This is a genomic window from Streptosporangium brasiliense (assembly GCF_030811595.1).
GTDB lineage: Bacteria > Actinomycetota > Actinomycetes > Streptosporangiales > Streptosporangiaceae > Streptosporangium > Streptosporangium brasiliense.
Genome location: NZ_JAUSRB010000002.1, coordinates 6,861,745 through 6,886,242, shown reverse-complemented (window position 1 = coordinate 6,886,242; position 24,498 = coordinate 6,861,745). Strand labels below are relative to the sequence as shown.

The window sequence follows — 24,498 nt, the reverse complement described above, 5'->3', positions numbered from 1 at the left end:
GACCTCTCGTTCGGCTTCGACAACCACTGAGATTCCAAGAGGCCCTGCTCGCATGCGCGGACAGCACAGAAATCACCCTGCCAGATAACCCGACGCCAAGTTCGGCACGACAACGGCTTCTCAGGCATCCGTCGATCAGGTCGCTGCGGTACTGGATTTCGCGGAGTCCCGCCGAAGGTGACGGACGAACTGATCGGTGTCGGTAAATGCGGTGTTGGCCTGCGAGCTGCGTTGGAGCAGCGACCCCTCCAGCACGGCGAACAGGTCCGCGCGCAGTTTGGGCCTGGCCCCGGTCGGCAACGCCGCCAGTTTCACAGTCCCGTCGCCAGCCGTCATCTCGCATGTGCCACGCCTGTAGTCGCACCTCATCGGACCGGGAGCCTACGTCCTGCGTCTGACAACGCCGCGACAGGTCTGGACCTCGGGATCGACGCCTTCGGCAGCAGGGTTCGGACGGATCGCGACCTGCGACGGGTGACGCTCGGATGAAGGAACTCGGAGAAGTGACCTTCACTCGGATCGCCCATCAGCATGCTGTCGTAGCTGTGAGGGAGGATCACGGCAGCTATCGAACGCTGCGGCGGCGACCACCCGCCGATGACCCCACTGTCGAAAGGGAGAAGCATGTTTCTCGAATCGCCCGCCGCAAACTGGGATGCCGTGCCAGTTGAGGAGGCGCTGGAGCAGTACGACATGGCCGAAGCGAGCAACCGCACCAGCTGGGATGTCGACGACTATTTCGGTGAGGAACCCGAGCATTTCTACGTCCACCGCGGTGACCTGACGATCGACGGTGCGCTGGCGCTGGGCAACACGCCCTGCGAGGACGAGGACACGGTCTACGTCATCGATGGCGATCTAACCGTCAGCGGTCCCATCACCTTTTGCAACGCGGACGTCTATACTTCGCTCTACGTCACCGGCTCGGTCGTGGCACAGGATCTGGTGTGCCTCTGGGACAGTTGCCTGTTCGTCGGCCGGTCTTTGACCGTCCGGAACCTTCTCGCGACTTCGCTGTACGACCCGGCCGCCCTCGTCGTCAAAGGGCCGGTGTCTGCACATACCTGGCTTGAGATGGGCGGCCGGGGCTGTATCTACTTCGCCGGCAAACCAACGACCGACATCTGTGTTCGCGGGCACCTGAACGAGTACGCCGAGGGAGCCAATGCCGCTGTCTACCTCGGCGGGGAAGGCAAGGTCGCCAGCGTGGCGGAGGCGGTCCTCCCTGAGTTCCTCGAAGAGGACAGAATCCGCGACAGCCTTCAGATCCTGAAGGCGGTGCTTGAGGGCAGGCCCGTCCTGCGGTAGGCACCCGCCCAGGCGCGCTGTTGTGCCGGTTCGGGGTTCCCGCGAGCGCGTGGACCCCGACCGTCGAAGCCGACGGCACCGTCGGTGAGGACGCGTGGGACGGGGCTGGTCGTGCGGAAGGAACGCCCGCACCCCGGCGCCCAATTGTGGGCCACCGACGTGGACGTAAACCGCGTTCGCTGCGAACACCCCTGGGCTCACCAGCGGAAACGCAGGAACTACATTCGGTAAGACAACGGCTTCTCAGCGCATGAGCTTGTGTCCGTGCTCTGGGTTTGGGCCAGGATGCCCACGTGCTGCCAGAACGCCAGCAGATCCGCCATGGTCTGCACCGCCGGGTGCCCGCAGGCCTGGACCAGGGCGGAGAACCCGCTGTCCCAGCGGGCCCAGTTGTGCTCGTCGCCGATCATCTGCAGCCGCAACGTGTGGATGCCGGGGTATTCGTCCAGCTCGGGCACCTCACCGGCAGCCGGTATGTAGTCCAGGGGCGGCTGGATACCGTCCCAGATACTGGAGGCCAGCCACTGCTCACCGTCGGCCCAGCGTCCAGGACTCTGGGCTGCGGCGTGTGCGGCGATCTCCTGCGGTGAAGCGCGCGGGGCGTCGAGGAAAGCTCTGGTGATCTCACCGGCGCGGGGGCATACCGTCAGCCAGCCGGTCTCGTACACCCCGAGGACCACATGAGGCGCATCCGCCGGCCGCGGGACGTCGGGGTGGGTGGGAGTGATCTGGTGCGGCCGCGAAGGCAGCGTGGGCGGTTCCACCCGGTGGGGGCGCCGGCCGTAGCGGTCGATCCAGTCTTGTGCCAGCACGACCTGCTGGGTCTCGACCGCGTCTTCTTCGGCCTGGCGGACCTTTTCGCGGGCGGCGCGCAGCTGCTCACGGCGCTGTTGTTCGGTGGCGGTCAAATGCACGTGGCAGTGCTCGGCGCCGATACCGGTGAAGATGCGTTTGGCGCAGCGCACCCCTTTGAGGTTGACGCCGGCGCACTGGGCGTGAGGAAAGAGGTCCGGGCGAGAGGCCTCGCTCAGCGCCTGCAGGTGTTCGGCGGGGACGTCGGGAGAACGCATGAGAAGGAATTTTTGAGAAGTGGCGGGCTCTGTGGTGATCGGGTGCACCTCTCCCGTTGATCGTCAGATCACGCCGACGATCACACGGTTTCACCTGCGGTTGGCATCAGGCGTCCGGGCCGCGGCCGGCGGCCAGGGGGTGAGTATCGCCGCGCCGATGCCCGCAGGACGGCGATCCAGATATCGGAGTCGGTGAGGGAGGAGCGTCAAGGGCATCGGTTCGGGAGATGCGTGGGGGAGTGCCCGGCAGCGTGGACGGCGGCATTCCCCCGTCGCCCGGTAGGGACAAGATAAGCACAGACGTGCAACTGGTTTCCGTGGACGGGCTTCAAGTGTCTGGACGCAGGAGCGACGATGCCTCAGAGTTATTAATCTACATTGTAAAGGCGATCGACCGGTTTCAAGATCATTTACAATGGACTAAAGACTCCTCACCTACAAAAAGGGGTCGCGACCGGATCATCCGGTATGAAGTACGGGGGCTGAAGCAGTCATGGGGGAGCAACTGGCCGAGCATGTACGACTCCACGTCCCAAGTGTCTGATCACGTCTTTCCCGATCACGGGCATCTTCGACAGCTCCGGCTGGGAAGGCAAGGCGATCAGCGCCGAGACCCGCTTCACCGGCTGGGGCACCAGGCTCTCCATCAAAGCTCCGCCCGCGTCCAAGGTGATGACCAAGCTTGAGGCAGGTGGCGAGCATGCCCTGCAGGGCGCTCTTCTCCGAGCTTTACAGGGTCAGCCCCCAGTGGTGCTTGATCTGCACCCAGGTGCGGGCGTACAGACAGTGGTTGAGCGGCGGCTGCCAGGGCGGGTCGCTGCGCGCCTGCCTCAGGCGCGTGGACGGCGCGGCGGCAGGCTGTAGGTGTTGAAGAGGCTGGCGCCCGCCAGCTTGTGGTGGGCCAGTTGCTCCGCTACAGCCTGCGGATCTTTCCAGCGAGCATGGCCCGCGGCGAGAGCCTCGGCCCAGTTCTGCATGGCAGCTGCGAGGAGATCCCACTTGTCTTGGGTGATGACGCGCATGCCCGGCACGGGGGTGGCCTTGCCATCGAGTTCCCTGCTGGGGTGGACGATAACGGGCAGGTGCGTCACGTCTGGGTAGACATCTTTGTCCCACAGCGCGCTACCGCCGAGCTGGTCAACATCGTGCTTACTAATCGTCGACGTTGTGCGGCCGGTTTTGAGCTCAATGACGGCATGGCGTTCGTCGCTGAGCACCTACAAATTGTCTGGACCCTTGGAGTACTACTTTTCGGGACGTGTGCTGTCCAGGCCGAGGTGCTGGCCAAGGCGTTGCCAGGCACGCTCAGCATCTTCGGTCCGATCTTCATCGCCCCAAACCACGTCCTCGATGAGGGCCTTGATGGCCAGGACCAAGGTGGTGCCGTCGGTGTACTTGCTGGCGAGGAACTCGGCGGCCGCTTGCGCCTGGGCGGCCGCGGGACGCTGTTGGGCGGCCGCCGCGTCAACGTGGTGGAAGTAGGCAGCGCGCTGCTCGGTGAGCCAGCCGTGTACTGCCGGATCAGTGATGGTGGGGATGACTTTCTTGAGCCGGTCTGCGGCGTCGCTGCGGCGGCCGGTGGCGGCCAGGTCGAATGCCTGACGCAAGGCGACGGCCTCTTGCCGAACCAAACCTGTGGTGTCGTATTGCTTGGGGTCATGCAGGGCGATGGACTGGTGAGCGCCGAGGAGGAGGACGGCGCAGTGGTCCTCGCTGTCGCGAACCCCGCGGCCCATGCCTTGCTCGATACGCTGGAGCTGGCGGGCGAGGATGGTAGAACTGCCCGAGAGCACTGCGGCTTCACGACATTCGGTGGCATCCATGGGCCGCGGCACCCCGTCGAGGATCAGTAGCTCGCAGGCCTCTTTCGGCAGATCGATGCCGTCGTACTTGTTCACCAGAACGACCAGCTCCACATGGCCGTCTTTGAGTGCAGCGACTCCGTCCTGCAACTCGCCGGCGCGCCATACGTGAGCGGCGTGTGAGCGCCAAGGGGCGGCGGCGCGGTTGCTGGGCACGAGGACGACCACGTTGACGGGCTTGGCATCGGGGGTGCCGTCCCCGTCGCGATCACCGTCGGCGTACTGGCGAGCCGGCACGCGCACGGCTTTTGGATAGAGGCTGGGATTCAGCGCGATCGGTGCGAGGATCATGCGGTCGCCCAGGTCGGCGGTGCTTCCCGGCGTGACGGGTTGGGCGATGTCTTCGGGGGAGGCGTTGAAATCGGTGACGAGGATGCTGTCGTCGGAGAGAGCGGCGGTCAGATAGACGCGGCGGCGTGCCGTCGCGAAGGCAGGGATCATCGCGATGGGTGGGCAGGGCGGGCTTGTCTGGGTGCTGGTGCTGGTGCTGGTCACGGTGACGGTACACAGGTCCAGCACATCATCGATCAGCGGCCAGGTGAACTTGAAGTCATCGTCGCTGGCACACGGATGCAGGATTTGCATGACTCTGTCCTGCCGAGCGGTCCAGGACCAGAAGGGGACGGGCACCGTGGCGGTGGGATCGTCAGTCTCCAGGTCAGCCCATGCCTTGGGGGACTGCGCCCGAAGGTCTCGTTCGAATTCGTTGAGGAGGTCGTCGTAGGCGGTGTGGCTGGACGGGATGCTGAGCCGGAACTGGGCCTCGGTGGTGGCTAAGCAGCAGGCCCGGCGGCTGGAGGCCGAAACCCAGTTGGGGGCCGAGCGCGAGCGCACGCACCAGCTGACCGACCGGCTGACCGAGACCCGCCAGCACCTGGCCACGGCCGCCGAGCAGATCACCGAGCTCAAGGCCGCCACCGCCGAGGCGCGCGCCGAGACCGATGCGGTACGCGCCGAGCTGGAGGAACTCCGCCGCGTCGGCGACGAGCAGCTGCGCGTCCTGCGCGCGCAGCTGGAGGACGCCCGCATCCGGTACGGGCCGTCACCACCGAGCCGGGCCGCCTCGCCCGCGTGTTCGTCGGGGGTGTTCGTGCCGCCGTACAGGCCCAGGGCGGCCATGGCGGCGTCGAGATGGACGGCGGGGGCTCGTCGGAGGAGAGCGGGGGGAGGGTCATGGGCACCCACCGTAGGGTCCGCCGACCCCGGGGGGCCGGGGGGTTTCGAGACTTTCGTGACACCCCTACGCGGGTGCACGCGACCCCCAGGGCGCCGATCTAGCGGTGCTAGCTTGCGGGAACACGAGTCTTTGCCATTTGTCCCACCTCCACCCTTCACGGTGCGCGACGACAGACGCGCCAGCTAGGGCTCGCACTCGATCGGGGATGACCTCAGGTCAAGAGTCCGGAGTGCTGAGGGAGACTCGGGTTGAGTCGGGTCAGCTCGCCGTACAGGTCGACGGCCTGCTGGGAGGCTTTCAGGGCGTTCTGGTGCTGGCTGACGTTGCGCAGGCGGTTCGCATGGGTGAGATGGAGCACGGCTCGTCGCGCCGGGTCTTGAGTGGTGGCCAGGCGGTGGGCGGTCAGCCGGATGGACAGGGCGGCGATCCCAGGTCGAGGTCGATATGCCGACCGGACGGCAGGCAGGCACCGAATGGCTCCCGCTGACCGTCCGGGCGGGCCCGCGCGGGTGCGGGGGATGTGGGTCCCCCGCACCCGGAGTCCTATATCAGCGGTACCGCCCGGTCCAGGGCGGGCGGGGCCACCGGTCCCTGCCGCAGGTAGGCCCGCATGGCCTCGTAGTCGCGGTTGCCGCGCACGGCGTCGGTGTACCCGGCGAAGGCGGCGTAGCCGTCGGCGCCGAGAAGCGTGTAGGCCAGCGCGGCGAGCCGGTAGGTCCTGCCGGTGTCGAGCGGCTGCCCGTTCACGATCACGTCGGCGGGGTTGATCCTGTCACCGACGGGCCTGGTCGCGTCGAAGGAGAAGCGGACGTTCTTGGACACGGCCAGCGGCGCGAACTTCACGGTGCCGTTGGCCTGCGCCTGCCACTGCTGCTCCAGGGCCTGCTCGATCTGCGAGCCCTTGACGGTGACGGTGAGCACCGGGTTGGCGTAGCCCCAGGCCGCCCACGACTCGCCCATGAGCACCTGACCGTCGCTGTCGGCGGGGTTGGCGCCCTTGGCGAACCTCAGGTCGCCGCGCAGGGAGTTGGAGCCCTTGGTCGGGGCGACGGCCACCATGGCCAGGTCGGCCTTGCCGCCCTCGGTCCGCTGGGAGTCGAAGTAGGCCACGTCGGCCACGGTGTTGCCGAGCGTGCTCTGCCCCGTCGCGTCGCGGGTCCTGGTGAGGTCGCCGGTGATGGTCCCGTACGGCTTGGCGTAGGTCTCCTTCTGCTTGGCGTTCCAGTGGTCGACCAGCTTCACCATGGCGGGGTCGGGGGTGACATCGCGGGTCACTGGGTGGTTGACCGCGGTGGTCTCGGACCTGATGACGTCGCGGGTACGGTGGTCGAGCTTCAGGTTGATCTCGTTGATGAGGCGGCCGTGGTTGGCTGCCTCGACGACCGGGCGGGGATTACCCGCTGGGTCGGGTAGCGAGCAGGTGAAGTACCAGTGCCAGTGGCCTGTGACGATGACGTCGATGTCGGGCGAGGCGTTGGCGGCGAAGTCCCAGATCGGCCCGTTCTTCTGATCGGCGCAGCCGTTGTAGTCGTCTCCGGCCTTGCCGCCCTCGTGCACGTTGGCGACGATGGCCTTGACGCCGCGCCGCTTGAGGATGGCGGCGTACTTGTTGGCCGTCTCCACCAGCGGCAGGTTGTCCAGTGACGGCTGGTAGGAGGTGGAGCCGTCCACCGTGGTGGGTGTGGTCAGGTTGATGAACCCGACGGGGATGCCCTGGAAGCGCTTGATCACGTACGGCGGGAGCACCGGACGGGTGTCGCCCTTCCGCGTGATGTTGGCCGTCGAGATGGCGAAGTCGGCGCCGTGGAACTGCCGCCCGTCGGAGTCGGTGAAGCAGCTGTCGACCCCGATCTCGCCGAAGCACTCGCCCTCGCCCATGTGGTCGCGCAGGAACTCCAGGGACCGGTCCAGCTCGTGGTTCCCGACCGCGGTGAACTCCACCTTGATCTTGTTCAGGAACTCGATCGTGGGCTCGTCGGCGTGGTAGGACACCTCGGTCGGCCAGCCGCTGAAATTGTCACCGGCCGAGAACGTGACCGTGTTCTCATGGCCTTGCCGGAGCTTGTCCAGATGCGTCGCCACGTACGGCGCGCCGCCCACCACCAGGGTGTTCCCCTGCGGATCCTTGATCGTCCCGTCGGTGGCGTTGTTCTGCGGGGTGATGTAGCCGTGGAAGTCGGTGAGGGACAGCAGTTGCACGTCCACGGGCTTCGGGTCGGCCAGTGCCGGTGAGGCGGAGGAGGCCAGAGTGACGCCTAAGGCGACGACGATCCACTTACGACGGGAATGCACACATACTCCTCGATAGGGGATATAGCGGGAGAAAAGACTGGTGGTTCAGCCTTTCGAGCCGGTGAACGCGATCCCAGCGATCAGCTGTCGCTGCATGACCACGAAAAGAACGATCACGGGCAGCGAGGCGACGACGGACCCGGCGAAGAGGACCGGGTAATTGGTCAGGTACTGGCCGCGCAGCGAGGCCAGCCCGGCGGAGAGCGTCATCATCTCCGGGTCGGTGTTGACCACCAGCGGCCAGAGCAGGCTGCTCCAGGACCACATGACGGTCAGCAGCCCGAGCGCCAGCAGCCCGGGCCGCACCAGCGGCAGCATGATCCACCAGTAGATCTGCAGCGGGTTGGCGCCGTCCAGGCGCGCCGCCTCGTCCAGTTCCCTGGGCAGTGTCTTGAAGAACTGCCGCAGCAGGAACGTGCCGAAGGCCCCGAAGACCCCGGGGGCGATGAGCGCCTGGAGGGTGTTGAGCCAGCCGAGCCCCTGCATGATCTCGTACCGGGGCAGCAGGAACAGCTCCCCCGGCACCATCAGCACGGCCAGGAACAGCAGGAAGATCGGCCCGCGCCCGGGGAACTCCAGCCGCGCGAAGGCGAAGGCTGCGAGCGAGCAGAGCAGCAGCTGCCCGGCCGTCACCGCCGCCGTGACGATCACGGTGTTGAGGAACTGCCGCCCGAGCGGCACGGTCCTGAACACGTCGGCGAAGTTGTGCCACTGCCAGGAGGGGACCGGCGTGGGCGGCATCCGCATCGACTCGGTGACGGTCTGCAGCGAGACCACGAGTTGCCAGACGAACGGCGTGATCATGATCAGCCCGCCGGCGAGCAGGACCGCGTGCACGATCCAGCGCCTACTCATAGTGGACCCACCGCCTCTGCAGCCTGAACTGAAGGGCGGTCAGCGCGAGGATCAGGGCCAGCAGCACGACCGCGATCGCGGCTGCGTAGCCGCGGCTGTTCTGCACGAAGCCCTGCTCGTAGAAGAGGTAGACGATCGTGCGGCTCCCCGCCAGCGCCGGGCTCTTGGTGTCGATCATGAGGTAGACCAGGTCGAACACCTGCAGAGCGTTGATCAGCGTGATCACCATGACGAAGAACGTGGTGGGCGTGAGCAGCGGCAGCGTGATGCGGAAGAACTGCCGCATCCTGCCCGCGCCGTCGATCGCGGCGGCCTCGTAATAGTGCTTCGGGATCCCCTGGAGCCCGGCCAGGAACAGCACGGCGTTGTACCCGAGCGAGCTCCAGATCCCGACCACCGCGATGGCGTAGATCGCGAACTCGGGGTCGGAGACCCAGTAGGGCCCGTCGATCCCGATCTCGCCGAGCAGGTAGTTGATCAGGCCGAAGTCGCCGTTGTACAGGTAGCGCCAGGTCAGGCCGACGGCCGCGGGCATGGTGACCACGGGCAGGAAGTACAGCGTGCGGTAGAAGCCGAGCCCGCGCAGCCCCGGTACGTTGAGCAGCGCCGCGATCACGATCGCCAGCGGCACCCCGATGAGCACGAGCAGGGAGTAGAGCAGCGTGTTGCGCAGCGCGCCGAGCATCTCCTCGTCGCCGAAGAGGGCGGCGAAGTTGTCGACGCCCACCCACGTCTGCCCGCCGAACACGCCGGACTCGGTGAAGCTCAGGTAGAGCGTCTGGACGATCGGCCACAGGTAGAACACGGCCAGCCCGAGGGCCATGGGCGCGATCAGCCCGTAGCCCCAGAGCCAGTCGCAGCGCGGCCGCCGCCCCGGCTGGGCCGCCGCCTTGGCGGCGGCCCGTTCCTCGGTCAGCAGCATCCGCTACTCCTTGGCCAGGATCTCGTTCATCTGCGCGGCGATCTCCCTGGCGGCGTCCGCGGTCGGCCGCCTGCCTGCCCATGCCTCGGCGAGGAGCTTGTTCTGCACGTCCTGCCACTTGGCGGTGTTCAGGGAGACGGGGTACGGCACGCCGTGCGGGATCGAGGCGTCGAACGCCTCCTTCAGGTGGTAGTTCGGGAAGGCGTTGAACCAGCTGTCCTGGGTGCCCGCCCGCGAGGAGACCGAGGCGCCGCCGGTGTCGCTGAGGATCTTCTCGGCCTCCTCGGAGGAGAGGAACGTGGCGAACTGCGCGCTCTCGACCGGGTGCTCGCTCTTGGCCGAGACGGCGTTGGCCAGGCCGAGCAGGATGACGGCCTCCTGCGTCGGCCCCTTGGGCAGGGGCGCCACGTCGACCTTGTCGCCGCGCTCGGTGTTGGCCTTGAACGCGGTGGCGAGCCAGGAGCCGCCGTAGTACATGGCGTACTTGCCGGTCATGAACAGCTGTACGGGATCGGTGTCGGTGGTCGCCTGGGCGGGCGGGGCGACCTTGTCCTTGTTGATCATGTCGGTCCAGAACTCCAGGCCCTGGATGGAGCCGGGCTCGTCGAAGCCCGACTTCTTGCCGTCGGCGGAGATGACGTGGCCGCCGGCCTGGATCATCGTGGGGTAGAAGCCGCCCTGGTCCCACATGGGGGCCAGCAGGCCGTACTGCTTCTTGGCCGGGTCGGTCAGCTTCTTGGCGGCGGCCCTGAGGTCGTCCCAGGTCCAGTCGGCGGTCGGGTACTTGACGCCGGCCTTGTCGAAGAGCTCCTTGTCGTACCAGAGCACGGGGAGGCCGACGTCGCGCGGCATGCCGTACAGCTTGCCGTCGTAGCGGTAGCCGTCCACGATCGCCTGCGGGAAGGCGCTGACGTCGGCGTTCTGGATGGGGGCGAGCACGCCGCCCTTGGCGTACAGGCGGACGTTGAGGCTGTTCATCCAGAAGACGTCGGGGGCCGCGCCGCCGGCGGCGGCGGTCTGGAGCTTGGTCCAGTACTGGTCCCAGGGGGTGATCTCCAGCTTGACCGTGACGTCGGGGTGCTGCTTCTGGAAGGCGTCGATGATTTTCTGGGTGCTGACTTGGTCGTTCTTCTCCCAAATCGCGTAGCTGATCGTGATTTTTCCGGACTTGGTAGTGGTGTCGGTGCCGGAGCCACAACCGGCCAGGGTCACGGCCAGGGCGGCGACCAATGCCATACGCAGACGCACGGGGGGTTCCTTCTCTGGAAGCGTCGGGGGTGGTGGTCAGGGTCTCGATCGCGAGGGATCGGCGCTCCGCTCAGAATTCGGTGTTGGTGAAGCCGGTCCGCGCCACGACATCGCTGTATCCGTTGACGTCGAAGTCCTCGGCGTAGAAAAGGTGGAAGCCGGTGGCGTCGGCGGCGACGGCGGTGGCCGACTGGCTGCCGGCCGTGTTCGGGTTCATGCGCTCGCAGGGGAACCGGCCGGCCGTCGTCCCGTCGGCGTTGAAGCCGCGGGCGTACACCTCGAAGGAACGGCCGGCGTTCCAGATGTCGGACTCGGTCCAGCCGACGACGAACCGTCCGCTGTCGTCGACGGCGACGGACGGCGATCCCTGGACCGCGCACCTGTCCACCAACGACACCCTCCCGCACAGCGGCGGGTACTCCTTGCCGCCGTCGGAGACCGTGTTCGGTGCGTACTTCCCGAACGCGACGGGGTTCTCCGCGAACCTCGATCCCAGGGAGGGCGTCAGACCCCGCGTCCGCACCCGCCAGACGGTCTTCACGTCGCCGCCGGTGACCGCCACGTTGTCGCTCCAGGCGACGACGCTGTCGCCGCCCGCCGTCGTCGCCACCGCGGGGGCCAGGTGCTCGGTGGCCGCGTTGGTGTTGATCTTCGTGGCGGCGGCGACGGTCGCGCCGGTCGCCGAGACGCGCTTGCCGTACACGTCGGGCGCCTGCTGCCAGACCACGGACGCGGTGCCGGCGCCGTCGACGGCCACGTCCGGCCGGCCCCCCGCGCCCACCTGGACCGGCGCGAAGGCACGCGAGGTCAGCGAGGCGTAGCCGGCCGCGCGGACGGTCTTGGTCGGCACGTCCTCCCAGACCACCGTGAACCCACCGTCGCCCCGGACCGCGATCCTCGGCCGGGTCTGGTCGCCGCTCCACTGCGGGTCGTTCGCCCAGATCGTCGAGCTCAGCGTGCCCGACGGCGAGAGCCTGCGCACCGCGATGTTGTGCTCGCCCCGGCAGTCGCCGTCCTCGGCCCAGGCGACGTAGGCGTTGCCCGTGTCGTCGACGCCGGCCGACGGCTGCACGTGGTTCCAGCCGGTCGCGCACCCGGCCCCGCCCATCGAGACCTTCACGGGGCCGGTCACCTGCTGCCCGTCGTGGTAGATGCGCGCGTAGACCTCGGTGCCGTCCACCGAGGCACGATCACGGTCGTCCTCCCAGGCCACGGCCGTGTAGCCGGCGCGCATGGCGGCCGCCCTCGGCGCCCGCTGGTCGTCGGGGCCATTGGCGGCCATCTGGAGCGCGGCGTCCGGATAGGCGGAGGGGACGAACTTGATCATCTCGTCCAGCATCGCGGCGAAGTCCGCGTCGTACGCCGCGTAGATCCCCGCGTCGTCGATACGGATGAAAGAGTCGTCCGAGGCGGTCAGGGAGCCGGCGTTGAGGTTGTGGGATCCGGTGTAGACGTAGCGCCGCGTCGCGCCACCCGCCGCCGCCGACGGCCCGTCCACCAGGATGATCTTCGAGTGGAGGTTGTCGGGCGCGCAGGTGTCCCCGGCCGGGTAGTGGCAGCCGCCGGGCCTGAAGGTGTGCACCACGATGCCGCCCTTGGCGAGCTCCTGGGCGGTCGAGACCGTCTGGTTGCCTTCGGCGACGAGCACCTGGACGCCGCACCCCTGCTGCTTCTTCGCCTTGAGCGCGTCGATGACGAGCGGCCTGTCCGTGGCGAACTGCGACTGCGCCACGCGGATCGTGCCGGGGCAGCCCACGTCCTTGATCATGGCCGCGACCAGGTCGGCGCTGTCGTAGGTAGCCTGGTCGTAGACGGTGTCGCGGGGCTCCATCCAGACCGTGACCTTGCCACTGGTGGAGGTGAAGGGCGCCTGCCACGTCGTCCGCACCCGGGAGACCAGCGTGTCGAACACCTGCCGGTAGCCCTCGGCCAGGCCGCCGTCGCCCGAGCTGATCAGCATGTTCTGGTGGAGGCCGTTGTCGGCGCTGAGGTTCTGCGAGCTCTGCGCGACCACGTCGGTCCTGCCGTCCGTGAGGCGGCTGAACACGAAGAACTTGTGGTGGTTGATGTCGGTGTCCGGGCCGTTGCAGCCCATGGTGCAGAGCGTGACCGGCACGCCGGCGGCGGCCAGCTCGTCGAGCAGCGGGTCGTGACCGGACCCCTCGGACACCACCCGTACGTCGACGCCGCGATCGTGCGCCGCCACGAGCTCGTCCTTGACGGTCCTGATCTCCAGCACGTACGTCGCCACGCGCAGGGTGGAACCCGGCGCGGCCAGGTCGATCAGGCCCAGCAACCGCGTCAGCAGGGAGCCGTCGAGCGTGCCGTCGACGCTCGGCCTGCTGAAGTACGCCGACAGCTCGGGAGTCGCCGCACGGGCCGGGGTGATCACGCCGAGCAGGCAGGATAAGCCGATGAGGATGACGGACAGGCGTCTGGTCATGCGTGCCTCTCTCCACTGAGGTTTCGTCGGATGCCGCGGGTCCAGGCCGCCACCTCGGCCTCGGTCTCCGCCCGCTCGCGCGGCCAGCCCTTGACGTCCGGCCGCGTCTGCCACGGCTCGGGGCCGGTCTCCTTGCGGTACTCCACGCCCAGCGCGGCGAGCCGGCGCTCGTGGTGGTGCAGCCGCGCCCGGAAGTCGTCGAAGTCGCCGCCTGCGGGGCTCCACACGACCTCGGCGAAGGCCGACAGGCGGGGGAAGGCCATGTAGTCGAGCGCGCGAGGCGAGTCGATGTGCTCGGTCCAGAGGTTCGCCTGTGCGCCGAGCACGCGGACGGCCTCGGCCTCCGTGAGCTCCGGCGGCACCGGTTCGAAGGCGTGGACGTCGCGCAGCGAGATCACGCTGCCGATCGGGACCGGCTCGTCGGGCCGGTCCGACTGCCGGAAGTCGAGGTAGAGCTGCGTGAAGGGGCACGTGATCACGTCGTGCCCGGCCCTGGCCGCCACGACCGCGCCGTACGTGCCGCGCCAGGACGCCACGGTCGCACCCGACGGCAGGCCGCCCTCGATGATCTCGTCCCAGCCCAGCAGGCGTCGCCCGCGCGCGGTCAGATGGTCGGAGAACTGGCGGATGAACCAGCTCTGCAGCTCGTCCTCGTCGCGCAGGCCGAGCTCGCGGATGCGCCGCCGGGCCGACGGGCTCTCCCGCCACTGCGTCTTGGGGCACTCGTCGCCGCCCACGCAGACGTACTCGCCGGGGAAGATCTCCATGACCTGGTCGAGCACGTCCCGGTAGAAGGCGAGCGTGGCGTCCTCGACGTTGAGCACGTTCGGGGAGACGCCCCACTGGGTGGCGACCTCCAGCGGGTCGTCGAGGTTGCCCAGCTCCGGATAGGCGGCGATGGCGGCCTGGGAGTGCCCGGGCAGCTCGATCTCGGGCACCACGGTGACGAACCGGTCCGCCGCGTACGACACGATCTCGCGCAGGTCGTCCTGGGTGTAGAAGCCGCCGTGCGGGCGGCCGTCGAACAGGCCGTGCCGGCGGGACCCCAGCGGGCTCTCCCTCCGCCAGGCGCCGACCTCGGTCAGCTTCGGGTACCCCTTCACCTCGAACCGCCAGCCCTGATCGTCGGTCAGGTGCAGGTGCAGCACGTTGAGCTTGTGCGCGGCCAGCAGGTCGATGTACCGCAGCAGGTCGGGCTTGGGCAGGAAGTGCCTGGCCACGTCGATGAGGCAGCCGCGCCACCGGAATCTCGGCCGGTCCTCGACGGTGACCGGGGCGACGAGCCAGTCCCGCTCGCCGACCGCGCCGCTGCGGAAGGCCGCGGGCGGCAGCAGCTGGCGCAGGGTCTGCGCGCCGTAGAACGCCCCCGCCGCGTCCCCCGCTTCGACGCGTACCCCGCCGGGGCGCACGGTCAGGCGGTACGCTTCATGGCCGAGCCCGGCCGCCAGGGTGAACTCGATCGCCCCGGGCCGCGCCTCTCCGGGCGGCAGCGGCAGGCCGGTCACGGGGGACAGCACGCCACGCAGCCAGCCTTCCACCCGCGCGAGCTCGGGGGGTGCGGCGATCACTGTGGCCGTGGTGAGGGTGAAGGGCTCCGTGCCGTCTCGGGTGAGGTGAACGGGTCGTGGCAGCAGCAAGTCAGGTCCCTGAGGGGTCGGAGGTCGGGGTTCGGCGATTGTGTCGCCGTACGGGCTGGGCGGGCTTGCGTTGCGGTGGAGTACCGCCCCGATGAGGATTTATGATGAAGTCCACCATTAAGATTCGTCAAGAAGGGTTATCCGTGACGCACTCCGTGACTGGCGGCGACCTTCAGCGGCTCCGGCGGCTCAACGCGCTCTCCGCGCTCGCCGTCCTGCGCGCCGACGGCCCGATGACGCTGACCAAGCTCGCCGAGCGCGCCGACCTGGCCAGAGCCACCATCAAGGTGGTGGTCAGTGACCTGATGAAGCTGGGCTGGGTGGCCCAGCTGGACCCGAGCGGCGGCGAGAAGGGCAGGCCCGCGCGCCGCTACCGGTTCCGCGGGGAAGCGGGCCGAGTGCTGGGGCTCGACATAGGAGCGCACAAGGTGCTCGCGGTCGTGGCCGACCTCGACGGCAACGTCCTGCACACCACGCGCGAGCCGGTCACCCCCGAGCAGCCGCGCGCCGAGCGGCTGGCCGCCGTCGACAGGGCCGTCGACGCCTGCCTGACCGGCTCCGGCACCTCCGCCTCCGACGTCTGGATCGCGGTCGCGGGTAGCACGGGCTACGTCGACCTGCAAGGACGCGTCGTCCTGTCACGGGCCATCCAGGACTGGTCGAGCGTGCCGCTCGCCGATCACCTCGGCGCACGGCTCCGCTGCGCGGTCCTCGTGGAGAACGACAGCAGGCTCGCCGCGCTCGCCGAGTGCCGCAGGGGCATCGCCCGCGACACCCGGAACCTGATCTTCCTGCACATCGGCCGGCGGGCCGGGGCCGCCGTCGTACTCGACGGAGTCCCCCTGCGCGGCGGTGGGGGCGCGGCGGGCGAGATCGGCGTGCACCCGCTGTTCAACCTGGGTCACGTGGGCGAGCTGCTGCAGGCCGTCCCCACCGTGGAACCCGGCACGCCGCCCGACGCGGTCGCGGGGGCGGTGTTCGAGGCCGCCAGGCGCGGCGACGCCGGCGCGCGCGGCGCCGTCCTGCGGTACGTCAAGGTGCTCGCGCTGGCCACCTCCGCGATGGCCCTCACCGTCGATCCCGACCTGGTGGTGCTCGGCGGGGGCTTCTCCCGGTCGGCCGACGTGCTCCTGGAGCCGCTGAGGGACGAACTGGAGACGATGTGCCTGCGCACTCCGGAGCTGCGGGCCTCGGTGCTCGGCGACGAGTGCGTGGCGGTCGGCGCCGTCTGTTACGGCGTCGAGCGCCTGTCCAAGACGCTCTTCAACCCCGAGACCGGCCCGTTGCCCGCGGATACCCCCATCATTAATGGTTGAGTTCACCAAATATCGGGAGCGTGTGTGAGGACGGCTGGTTGTGACTTCAGGTGCCGGGCGGCCACGTAGGCGCGGCTGAGTTTGGCGTGCCGCGCACGGGCTTGACGCCGAGGGCGCCGGTCATGGCATCCAGGCGACCGGGCTCGCAAGGCGGGCTGAGAGGGAGAGGGTGGTGGGCGTGACAGGTGATGCGGTTGAGGAGTTCGAGCGACACCGTTCGAAGCTGTTCGGGCTGGCCTATCGGATGCTGGGTTCGGCTGAGGAGACCGAGGGCGTCGTCCAGGACGCCTTCCTGCGTTCGCATCGGGCGAGCGCCTTGTCCGGTGCCAAACCTCGCTCATAGCGCTGGCCTGCGGCTTCGCGCCTCGTCAAGCTGCTCTGCGATACTCGTGGATCAGACCGCAGACAGCGCTTCGCCGCTGTATCGGCCCAGGACTCCCGGAGCTGCGGCGAGCCGCAAAGTGGCTCTGCATAAGTGAGCGGCCGCCCAGGGGACTCCGATCCGCTCGAGGCCCGGGGAAAACCGATCGCCCAGCCATGAGACAGAGGCATACGGTCCAAGCCATGCATCTCGTTGTCGTGAAGGGTCCCGACAAGTGGACCGTTTGGAACGGGGAGGCGCTCTGGGGCGAGGCATCGATGCTCCTGCGGCCCGACGGCCGGCACTTCGTCTTCTTCCGTTCCTGTCGCGCCGAAGCGTACGGGCCGCCGGTACACGCTGCGGCAGAGCACCATCCACACGATCTCTGCACCGAGCTCAGCGAGTCCGATGTCGACTCCCGCCGCCACCTTGCGGAAGCGGGATTCACGATCGCTCGCACCGAGCACGTCTACACCCTGTCCACCGACCCGCACGTCACCGGCCTGTCCAGCACGGCTGCTCCTGCCGGATTCACAATCGTCACCGCTGACCAGGTGCCCGAGAAAGGGCTCCGGGAACTGGACGACGAGCTGCGCCAGGACGTCCCGGGCTGCGCGGGATGGAAATGGGACCGGCAGGAATTCCGCCGGCAGACCTATGATTCACCGGATTTCGATCCAGCCACCTACCTCGTGGCCGTCGATCAATCGACCGGCCGATACGCCGGACTCGCCCGGGTCTGGGGCAGCCTGAGCATGCCGCGGCTGGGCCTGATCACGGTCGGCCGCCCCTACCGCCGCCTCGGTCTCGCCAGAGCCCTGTTGGCGCGCGTGTTCGGCCTCCTTCACCAGCGGGGGAAAACGTCTGTGATCGCTGAGGTCGATGCCACCAACCTCGGATCCACCACTTTGCTGAGCGAGATCGGAGCACGCCGGGTCGGCGGCTCCATTGAACTCATCCGTCCGAACGCTCTCGGACCCGTGCCGACAGAAAACCATGGTCTTCGAAGGCAGAGGGCCGAAGGATGACCGTCGAGACCCTCAAGTCACCCGCGAGGTTACTTGGGGTGCTGGTAAGAACCGAGTCACGCGCCCCAAACGAGCGGCATCGTCGCAGGTGACTGCACGTGACCGGTATCCCGACCGAGATCCACAGGCCGGTGGTGCCAGGCGTTTTCACGCCCGCTCTGGGGCACGTCATCCGCCCGCGGCGTCCTCCGCCTCCCAGCGCAGCAGGTCGCCCGGCTGGCACTTGAGTACCTCGCAGAGCGCGGCGAGCGTCGCGAAGCGCACCGCCTTAGCCCGGCCATTCTTGAGTACAGCCAGGTTGGCGGGCGTGATCCCTATGCGGTCCGCGAGGTCGCCCACGGACATCTTCCGCCTGGCCAGCATCACGTCGATGTCGACGACGATCGGCATCAGATCACCTCGTCCAACTCGGCCTGCATCTGCGCCGCTTCGATGTCGCGCGCGACGGCCTGGGCGAGCAGCATCCGCAGCACGAGCACGATGAGCGCGACCCCCAGGATGGCCAGGCCAACCCCGCCCATGATGACGGTGACGCCCGGGTCGGCCCGCTGGCCCGGCGCATTGAAGGCCGTGACCGCGAACCACAGGAGGGCAGCCGCCACGATCGCGCCGATCACGGCGTCCACGTACCGGAAGGCGGCGTGGGAGAACACGGTTCCGCGTCGCACCATCGTCACCAGTCGCCATACGCTGACCAGCGCGACCTGGGCCGACACCATGCCCAGGATCGTGATCACGCGCAGCGGGGTCAGCGGGAGCGACCCGTCCTCCGGGTCGCTCCCGCTGACCAACACCCACACCATCAATGCCTGTACGAACACGGTGCCGGCAAGCACCACCACGAGTACGGCGCGAAGCGCACGCACTGCCAGCTTTCCCATGACCCATCCTCCCATCGAGTTACGATGAAAATCTATCGAATATCGATAGATGAAACAAGAACTGGCCGGACCACCTAGCCCTCCGGGCCTCGGTAGCAATGGGGAATTTCCAGCAGATATCCAGGTCAGAGCCCCAATTGAGGGCATCGAGAGCCTGGAAGACGGGCCGCAGACCTGGATATCCGTTGTTTCCTGCACCGTTGCTACCGATGTTCCTCAGACCCCTGATCCGCGACGATGCCGCGCGTTTGGGGCGCGTGACTCGGTTCTTACCAGCACCCCGTGTTCTCCGAGTCACCCAACGGCCCGACCGGAGCGTCTCCCGTCGAAGAAGCCCCGCGCGACCCACCCTGCACCAATAGGTGTTCTCGTTCGAACCCCGCTGCCAGGGACTGCCTGGCTCACAGAAGACCGGCATGTCCGTGGTGGTGCTGAAATCCTCGTGTAGATGCATTTCCGAGCCCTGGTCCCAGGTGAGAGAGCGTCGGAGCTGGGCGGGGAGAACCGAGATGGTCTGTATGAGCGCGTCACGAACCTGGGAGGGCCGCCGATCGTGACCGAGATCCCCGTCCTGCGTGCCGGGGCGGGCACCGGCACCGAGGCGCCGATGACGTCCTGACGTGCCACATAACCAGAGTCCCCGCCTTGATCGACGTCGCCGCGGTGGCCGCGGCGCTCGTCTGCGGCGCGCATCCGGGCTCCGGATCAGGGCCGGCGCGAAGTGGGGGCCTTCGATGATCGACGACGTGCGGCGCGCCACGTCGCGCCCGCACGGCATCCAGGATGGGGGAGGGGGATCGGCCGGACAGCCCCTGCGCCCTGAACCACCCACCCGAGACGACCGCCCGAAAAGCAGGCTTCATGCCGCCTCACCGCCCGCCGCGCATCACCCGTACCCACGCCGCCGCGCTGCTGCTGCCCACAGCGGCCCGGGCGGCCTTGGCTCAAGCGCTCCTACGGTGCTGATGGTCGATGGCGCGGGCCGTCGCTGTTGTGGCGCCCCGATGAGGTGCTGGACGGTTGCGCCGGGCGCATCATGCTCACCCGCGCCGACCTGATCGACGCCGATACCGGCGTGGTGGCCGGCGCATCACGTAGATGCCCGCAGACGCGGCACCGGCCGGTAGTCCTGGCCATCAAGCCGCTGAACCGCCGCCGCAGGAACGCGACGGCTGACGACCCGCGGCCGCCGCGGTGAAAGGGCTGAGTCGTCGATGATTTGCAGGAGATCGGCCCACCACATCCGTAGGCCACTCTGCCACCAGGCGCTCAAAAACAGCGACGCCCCATCGTGCGTCACCAGCGGCGGCAATGGAAGAGGAACCAGGGGTCCATCCAAGGTGAGCCCAAAAGCCGCAATACAAGATCAACAACGTTGTGGCTCGGGTACGGACCTGTGTGACGTCAGGCCTTGGCGAGGTGGCGATAGATGGTGGGGCGGGTAACGCCGAACTCGTCGGCGATCTGCTGGACGGTGTAGTCGCCGGAGTCGTACATCTCCCGCGCGAGCTGTACCTGGCGGGGGCCGAGCTTGGGTTTCTGGCCGCCGGTGCGGCCCCGGGCGCGGGCGGCCTCCAGCCCGTCCATCGTCCGCTCCGACATCAAGGCGTGCTCGAACTCGGCGATCGCTCCGAGGATCTGGAAGAACATCCGGCCGACCGCGGTGGAGGTGTCGATGCCCTGGTCCAGGACGACAAGGCCGACCCCGCGCCCCTGGAGCTCCTTCGACAGCTCGATGAGGTTTTCCAGGGAGCGGCCGAGCCGGTCGAGTTTGGTGACCACGAGCTGGTCGCCCTCGCGCGCGACGAGGAGGGCCTTGTCGAGCTCGGGCCGGCGGGCGAGCTTCCCGGATGCCTTGTCGGTGAAGACCTGCTCGCAGCCGGCCGCGCGCAGCGCGTTCTGCTGAGCTTGCGGGTGCTGGTCCCGGGTCGATACGCGCGCTACCCCGATTCTCATGATCGAAGTGTAATGCGAAGGGGGTTGTGCGTTACATAGGTGCGTACACGGCATGCGTTACAGAGGTGACCTGCGGGAACACCAGGTTGATCTTTGTGTAAAGCGAACGATCGTTTGTGTTACGTGGCTGCAGGTAGGCGGTCACTGGAGGAAGGATGCCTGCCAGTAGGGGGACCTGCGTAAACGATGCCCCTTTGGGCCTGGGCGGCATGATTCTTACAAATACTCCATCAAGGCAGGCTTGGATCGCCGGGGGGAAAGGGCTGAGCCGAGGCGGCGAGGGACGCCTGACGTCATATGCGCCCACCGGGTCACGGCAGGGCCGCTTCGGGAAGCCTGACCACGGCAAGACTACCGTGGGAGATGGAACCCGCACGAACGGTTGGGGGGACGAATGAGACGACGCGCAGCGACGACGGGGATCGCGGTCGGGTCGGTCCTGATGGCCGTGGCGACGGTGGGTCTCGCCGTCGCGGACGCCAATGTCGGCCGGTCGGCCCCGGTGCCGACCCCTTCCGGACCACAGCAGACCTGTCCTGGCATGCCCCCCGGCATGGGGCCAGGGGGGCCGATGAACGCCGTGAACAACGAGTTCGGCTACCTGACGCAGATGATCTCCCACCATCAGGAGGCCGTCACCGCCGCGGAGCAGCTGCGACGCTCGGCCCGGCCGGAGATGCGCCGGCTGGGCGAGTCGATCGCGACGACGCAGAGCGCCGAGATCGAGACGATGAAGGCGTGGCTGGCCCAGTGGTACCCGGGACGTTCCACCGAGGTCACTCCCCGGCCGATGATGCGCGACCTGTCCGGGCTGTCGGGGGACGCGCTGGACAAGGCGTTCCTGCAGGACATGATCTGGCATCACATGATGGCGGTGATGATGTCCCAGCAGCTGCTTATGCGCGGGAACGCCGAGCATCCGGAGGTCATGGAGTTCGCCCGTACGGTGCGAGACACCCAGCATGCCGAGATGTTCCAGATGCGGCAGTGGCTGGTCAGCTGGTTCGGTGAGCAAAGCATGCCTTGCATGCCGGGTATGACCGGAACACCCGCGCCCGTACCCACGGGCACCGGCCCCTCCCCGACGAGCGGCGGATAGACCCACCCCCGGGGGGGCGGATCGCCGGGCATATCCCGGTTTTCCGTCCCGGCCGCGATGCCCTCGGGTCTTCGAGAAGGAGGACCCGAGGCCCGACCCCGGACCGTCTCTGTCCCAGTCCGGGCGCCGCTACCAACTCCTGCGAGGCAGCCCCGCCTCCCGGGCAAACCTCCGATAGCGATAGAGGAATGCCGGCCCCAGCGCTTTCTGGCCCGAGGGGGGGAGAGCCTTGACAGAGCACGCGGACGTCCGGAGCGGCGGCAAGGAGCGCAGCACTGCGGTCCTCGACGTCAGCGGCCTGCAGTGGGCCTCGGAGCAGAACGTCGTCACGGCCCGGCTCGGCCGCCGCCCTGGAGTGCTGGAGGTCGAGGTCAACCCGGTGGCCCAGACCGCGACCGTGGTGTTCGACCCGGCCAGGACCTCGCTGGCCGAACTGCGCGCGTGGGTGATCGAATGCGGCTATCACTGCGCCGGCCAGTCGGTGCCCTCACACATCTGCGATCCGATGGACGAGCCGGACCCGTCGGCGACCGGCCACGATGAACACCACGGGGCTGTCCAGGAACGGGGACAGGCCGGCACGGCCGTACTGCCGCAACGTCGCCGGTCTGGCAGGGACATGCCCGTCGGGCATGCCGCCCACGACGCTCACGTCGGGCCCGCGGCGATGGACCATGCCGAGCACCCGGGCCCCGGCGAGGTCGAGACGTTGCCCTCCCCGCACGAGATGATGGGTCACGGCGGGATGTCGATGGCCGCGATGGTGGCCGACATGCGCAACCGGTTCCTGGTGGCGCTGCTGTTCTCGATCCCGATCGTGGCCTGGTCGCCGATCGGTACCGAGGTGCTCGGTTTGAACCTGCCGGTGCCGTTCGGGCTGCGCCGGGACGTGTGGGCGCTGCTGCTCAGCCTGCCGGTGATCCTCTACTCGTGCTGGATCTTCTTCACCGGGGCGGTGCGCGCGCTGCGGGCCCGCACGCTGGACATGATGGTGCTGGTCGCGGTGGCGGTCGGCGCGGGCTGGCTGTACTCGGTGATCGTGACCCTCACCGGCGGCGGCGAGGTCTTCTACGAGGCCGCCACCGTGCTGGCCGCCTTCGTGCTGCTGGGCCACTGGTTCGAGATGCGGGCCCGCGGCGGCGCCAACGACGCCATCCGCACCCTGCTGGATCTGGCCCCGCCCAAGGCGGTCGTCGTGCGCGACGGCCGGCCGGTCGAGGTGCCCACCGCCGAGGTCGTCGCCGGCGACCTGCTGCTGGTCCGCCCCGGGGCGAAGATCCCGGTCGACGGGGTCGTCGAGGACGGCGACAGCGAGGTGGACGAGTCCATGGTCACCGGCGAAAGTCTGCCGGTGCACAAGCAACCGGCATCCGCCGTCATCGGCGCCACGATCAACCGCAACGGCACGCTACGGGTGCGGGCCACCAAGGTGGGTGCCGACACCGCTCTGGCGCAGATCGTCAAGCTGGTGCAGCAAGCCCAGAACTCCAAAGCCCCCGGGCAGCGGCTGGCCGACCGGGCGGCCTTCTGGCTGGTCTTCGTCGCGCTGATCGGCGGCGCGCTCACCTTCGCCGGCTGGCTCCTGCTCGCCGACGCGCCGTTCGGGGTGGCGATCCTGTTCGCCATCACCGTCGTGGTCATCACCTGCCCGGACGCGCTCGGCCTCGCGACCCCTACTGCGATCATGGTCGGTACCGGGCTCGGCGCCAAGCGGGGTGTGCTGTTCAAGAACGCGATCGCGCTGGAGACCTCCGCTCGCATCCAGGTCGTGGTGATGGACAAGACCGGCACCCTGACCAGGGGCGAGCCGGAGGTCACCGACGTCATCGCCGAAGGGATCGCCGCTGATGAGCTGCTGCGACTGGCGGCCGCGGTGGAGCGGGAGTCGGAGCATCCGCTGGCCGAGGCGATCGTCGGCCATGCCGACGCCCGCGGCCTGGAACCGTTGCGCGCCGGGCGGTTCGAGAACGTGCCCGGCCACGGTGCCGTCGCCGACGTGGCCGGGCGCCGGGTGGCGGTGGGCAACCGGCGCCTGCTGGAGCGCGAAGGCGTGGACGTCGGCACGCTCGATGCGCGCCGGGACGAGGTGGCCGCCGGCGGCCGCACGGCCGTCATGGTCGCGGTCGACGGCGTCGCGGCCGGGGTGATCGGCATCGCCGACGCACCCCGGCAGACCTCGGCGGCGGCGGTGGCCGCCCTGCACGACCTCGGCGTCGAAGTGGTCATGCTCACCGGCGACAACACCGCCACCGCGCGGCGGATCGCACAGCGGCTGGGGATCGACACGGTCATCGCCGAGGTGCTTCCCGGAGACAAAGCGACCAAGATCGCCGAACTGCAGGCCGGGGGCCGCAGGGTCGCCATGGTCGGCGACGGCGTCAACGACGCCCCCGCCCTCGCCCAGGCCGACCTGGGCATCGCCATCGGCGCCGGCACGGACGTGGCCATCGAGACCGCCGACGTCGTGCTCATGCGCTCCGACCCCCTCGACGTGCCCACCGCACTGCGCATCGGCCGCGGCACCCTGCGCAAGATGCGCCAGAACCTCGGCTGGGCGATCGGCTACAACACCATCGCCCTGCCCATCGCCGCGGGCGTGTTCGCCCCCGCGTTCGGCCTGGTGCTGCGCCCCGAGATCGCCGCCCTGTCCATGTCCGGCTCCAGCGTCATCGTCGCCGTCAACGCCCTGACCCTCGAAAGGCTGCGCCTGTCCTCCCCCATCGAGAAGTCGGACAACGAGAGCGCCCACGCCTGATGCCGGTTTCACACCGATCCCCGGCGGTCGAGCGTCGATCGGCACAGTCCGGGTATTACGCCCCGGCACGGGTGCCCGGTCGGCGCCATGCCACCGGCGTTATCTTGGGTTGCTGAGCGTTTCGACTGGTCAGCGGGTTGATGCTCAGTAAGGCATGTTAGGCAAGTACCTGGCCGCTCGGGAGGTCACGCGCAGCGCATGGCATCGCATTAGGACAGGAGTCCACAAGGTGTTCGACCGAAACACCTTCCACTTCCAGGACAATCCCGAGAGGTCCGACACTAGGGC

Annotated in this window: 20 protein-coding genes and 2 pseudogenes; 7 read left to right on the top strand and 15 right to left on the bottom strand. The window is 68.4% G+C overall.

What is annotated here, in order from left to right:
• Positions 1–135 precede the first annotated feature (135 nt).
• The gene (locus tag J2S55_RS40180) at positions 136–336 is read right to left on the bottom strand and encodes a hypothetical protein (RefSeq protein ID WP_306872088.1); all 201 of its coding nucleotides are present in this window, start codon (positions 334–336) and stop codon (positions 136–138) included.
• Between the two features lie 288 nt (positions 337–624).
• Here J2S55_RS40180 and J2S55_RS40175 point away from each other — a divergent pair, with 288 nt between their 5' ends.
• The gene (locus J2S55_RS40175; RefSeq protein ID WP_306872084.1) at positions 625–1,308 is read left to right on the top strand and encodes a hypothetical protein; all 684 of its coding nucleotides are present in this window, start codon (positions 625–627) and stop codon (positions 1,306–1,308) included.
• Between the two features lie 38 nt (positions 1,309–1,346).
• Positions 1,347–1,491 (top strand): annotated as a pseudogene (locus J2S55_RS48480) (IS1380 family transposase); the annotation flags it as partial.
• A gap of 35 nt (positions 1,492–1,526) precedes the next feature.
• Here J2S55_RS48480 and J2S55_RS40170 read toward each other — a convergent pair.
• The 10 genes from J2S55_RS40170 to J2S55_RS40125 all read right to left on the bottom strand — a co-directional run bounded on the left by J2S55_RS40170 (position 1,527) and on the right by J2S55_RS40125 (position 14,814).
• Positions 1,527–2,378 carry a hypothetical protein gene (locus J2S55_RS40170; protein WP_306872082.1) on the bottom strand — a complete coding sequence of 284 codons (852 nt, stop codon included), beginning with the start codon at positions 2,376–2,378 and terminating at the stop codon, positions 1,527–1,529.
• Positions 2,379–3,208: 830 nt separating this feature from the next.
• Positions 3,209–3,595, bottom strand: coding sequence for a hypothetical protein (locus J2S55_RS40165; RefSeq protein WP_306872080.1), 387 nt, complete (start codon positions 3,593–3,595; stop codon positions 3,209–3,211).
• 27 nt (positions 3,596–3,622) lie between these two features.
• The gene (locus tag J2S55_RS40160; protein ID WP_306872077.1) at positions 3,623–5,359 is read right to left on the bottom strand and encodes a DUF6245 family protein; all 1,737 of its coding nucleotides are present in this window, start codon (positions 5,357–5,359) and stop codon (positions 3,623–3,625) included.
• A gap of 269 nt (positions 5,360–5,628) precedes the next feature.
• Positions 5,629–5,775 (bottom strand): hypothetical protein, encoded by a 147-nt coding sequence (locus tag J2S55_RS40155; RefSeq protein ID WP_306872074.1) that lies wholly within the window; start codon positions 5,773–5,775, stop codon positions 5,629–5,631.
• Between the two features lie 185 nt (positions 5,776–5,960).
• Positions 5,961–7,709: a bifunctional metallophosphatase/5'-nucleotidase gene (locus J2S55_RS40150; RefSeq protein ID WP_306872073.1), complete on the bottom strand. Its 1,749-nt coding sequence runs from the start codon at positions 7,707–7,709 to the stop codon at positions 5,961–5,963.
• A 45-nt stretch (positions 7,710–7,754) separates the two neighbouring features.
• Positions 7,755–8,564, bottom strand: coding sequence for a carbohydrate ABC transporter permease (locus J2S55_RS40145; RefSeq protein ID WP_306872071.1), 810 nt, complete (start codon positions 8,562–8,564; stop codon positions 7,755–7,757).
• Positions 8,557–9,486: a carbohydrate ABC transporter permease gene (locus tag J2S55_RS40140; RefSeq protein WP_306872068.1), complete on the bottom strand. Its 930-nt coding sequence runs from the start codon at positions 9,484–9,486 to the stop codon at positions 8,557–8,559. Before J2S55_RS40140 ends, J2S55_RS40145 begins: the two co-directional genes overlap by 8 nt.
• A 3-nt stretch (positions 9,487–9,489) precedes the next feature.
• The gene (locus tag J2S55_RS40135; protein WP_306872065.1) at positions 9,490–10,734 is read right to left on the bottom strand and encodes an ABC transporter substrate-binding protein; all 1,245 of its coding nucleotides are present in this window, start codon (positions 10,732–10,734) and stop codon (positions 9,490–9,492) included.
• A gap of 70 nt (positions 10,735–10,804) precedes the next feature.
• Entirely contained in the window at positions 10,805–13,177 is a 2,373-nt protein-coding gene (locus J2S55_RS40130; RefSeq protein WP_306872061.1) for a phospholipase D-like domain-containing protein, read from the bottom strand.
• Positions 13,174–14,814, bottom strand: coding sequence for a beta-N-acetylhexosaminidase (locus tag J2S55_RS40125; protein WP_370879747.1), 1,641 nt, complete (start codon positions 14,812–14,814; stop codon positions 13,174–13,176). The genes J2S55_RS40130 and J2S55_RS40125 overlap by 4 nt, the downstream gene beginning before the upstream one ends.
• A 143-nt stretch (positions 14,815–14,957) precedes the next feature.
• On the opposite strand from J2S55_RS40125, the gene J2S55_RS40120 reads away from it, so the two are divergent.
• The 3 genes from J2S55_RS40120 (at position 14,958) to J2S55_RS40110 (ending at position 17,519) form a co-directional block, all read left to right on the top strand.
• Positions 14,958–16,130, top strand: a complete 1,173-nt coding sequence (locus tag J2S55_RS40120; RefSeq protein WP_306872058.1) for an ROK family protein — start codon at positions 14,958–14,960, stop codon at positions 16,128–16,130.
• Between the two features lie 172 nt (positions 16,131–16,302).
• Positions 16,303–16,473 (top strand): sigma factor, encoded by a 171-nt coding sequence (locus J2S55_RS40115; RefSeq protein WP_306872056.1) that lies wholly within the window; start codon positions 16,303–16,305, stop codon positions 16,471–16,473.
• Positions 16,474–16,694: 221 nt separating this feature from the next.
• The gene (locus J2S55_RS40110; protein ID WP_306872053.1) at positions 16,695–17,519 is read left to right on the top strand and encodes a GNAT family N-acetyltransferase; all 825 of its coding nucleotides are present in this window, start codon (positions 16,695–16,697) and stop codon (positions 17,517–17,519) included.
• A gap of 168 nt (positions 17,520–17,687) precedes the next feature.
• On the opposite strand, the gene J2S55_RS40105 is transcribed toward J2S55_RS40110, so the two are convergent.
• From J2S55_RS40105 to J2S55_RS40090, 4 genes and pseudogenes are all read right to left on the bottom strand, one after another.
• On the bottom strand, positions 17,688–17,909 hold the full coding sequence (locus tag J2S55_RS40105; protein WP_214635263.1) for a helix-turn-helix domain-containing protein: 222 nt from the start codon (positions 17,907–17,909) through the stop codon (positions 17,688–17,690).
• Entirely contained in the window at positions 17,909–18,400 is a 492-nt protein-coding gene (locus J2S55_RS40100) for a DUF2975 domain-containing protein (RefSeq protein WP_306872052.1), read from the bottom strand. Before J2S55_RS40100 ends, J2S55_RS40105 begins: the two co-directional genes overlap by 1 nt.
• Positions 18,401–18,761: 361 nt before the next feature.
• Positions 18,762–18,962, bottom strand: a pseudogene (locus J2S55_RS40095) (transposase); the annotation flags it as partial.
• Positions 18,963–19,804: 842 nt separating this feature from the next.
• Positions 19,805–20,356, bottom strand: coding sequence for a recombinase family protein (locus J2S55_RS40090; RefSeq protein WP_306872051.1), 552 nt, complete (start codon positions 20,354–20,356; stop codon positions 19,805–19,807).
• Positions 20,357–20,750: 394 nt separating this feature from the next.
• Here J2S55_RS40090 and J2S55_RS40085 point away from each other — a divergent pair, with 394 nt between their 5' ends.
• Together J2S55_RS40085 and J2S55_RS40080 are read left to right on the top strand one after the other, a co-directional pair.
• On the top strand, positions 20,751–21,455 hold the full coding sequence (locus J2S55_RS40085) for a DUF305 domain-containing protein (protein WP_306872048.1): 705 nt from the start codon (positions 20,751–20,753) through the stop codon (positions 21,453–21,455).
• 229 nt (positions 21,456–21,684) lie between these two features.
• A complete protein-coding gene (locus J2S55_RS40080; RefSeq protein WP_306872045.1) occupies positions 21,685–24,210 on the top strand; it encodes a heavy metal translocating P-type ATPase in 2,526 nt (841 codons plus the stop codon).
• Positions 24,211–24,498 lie beyond the last annotated feature (288 nt).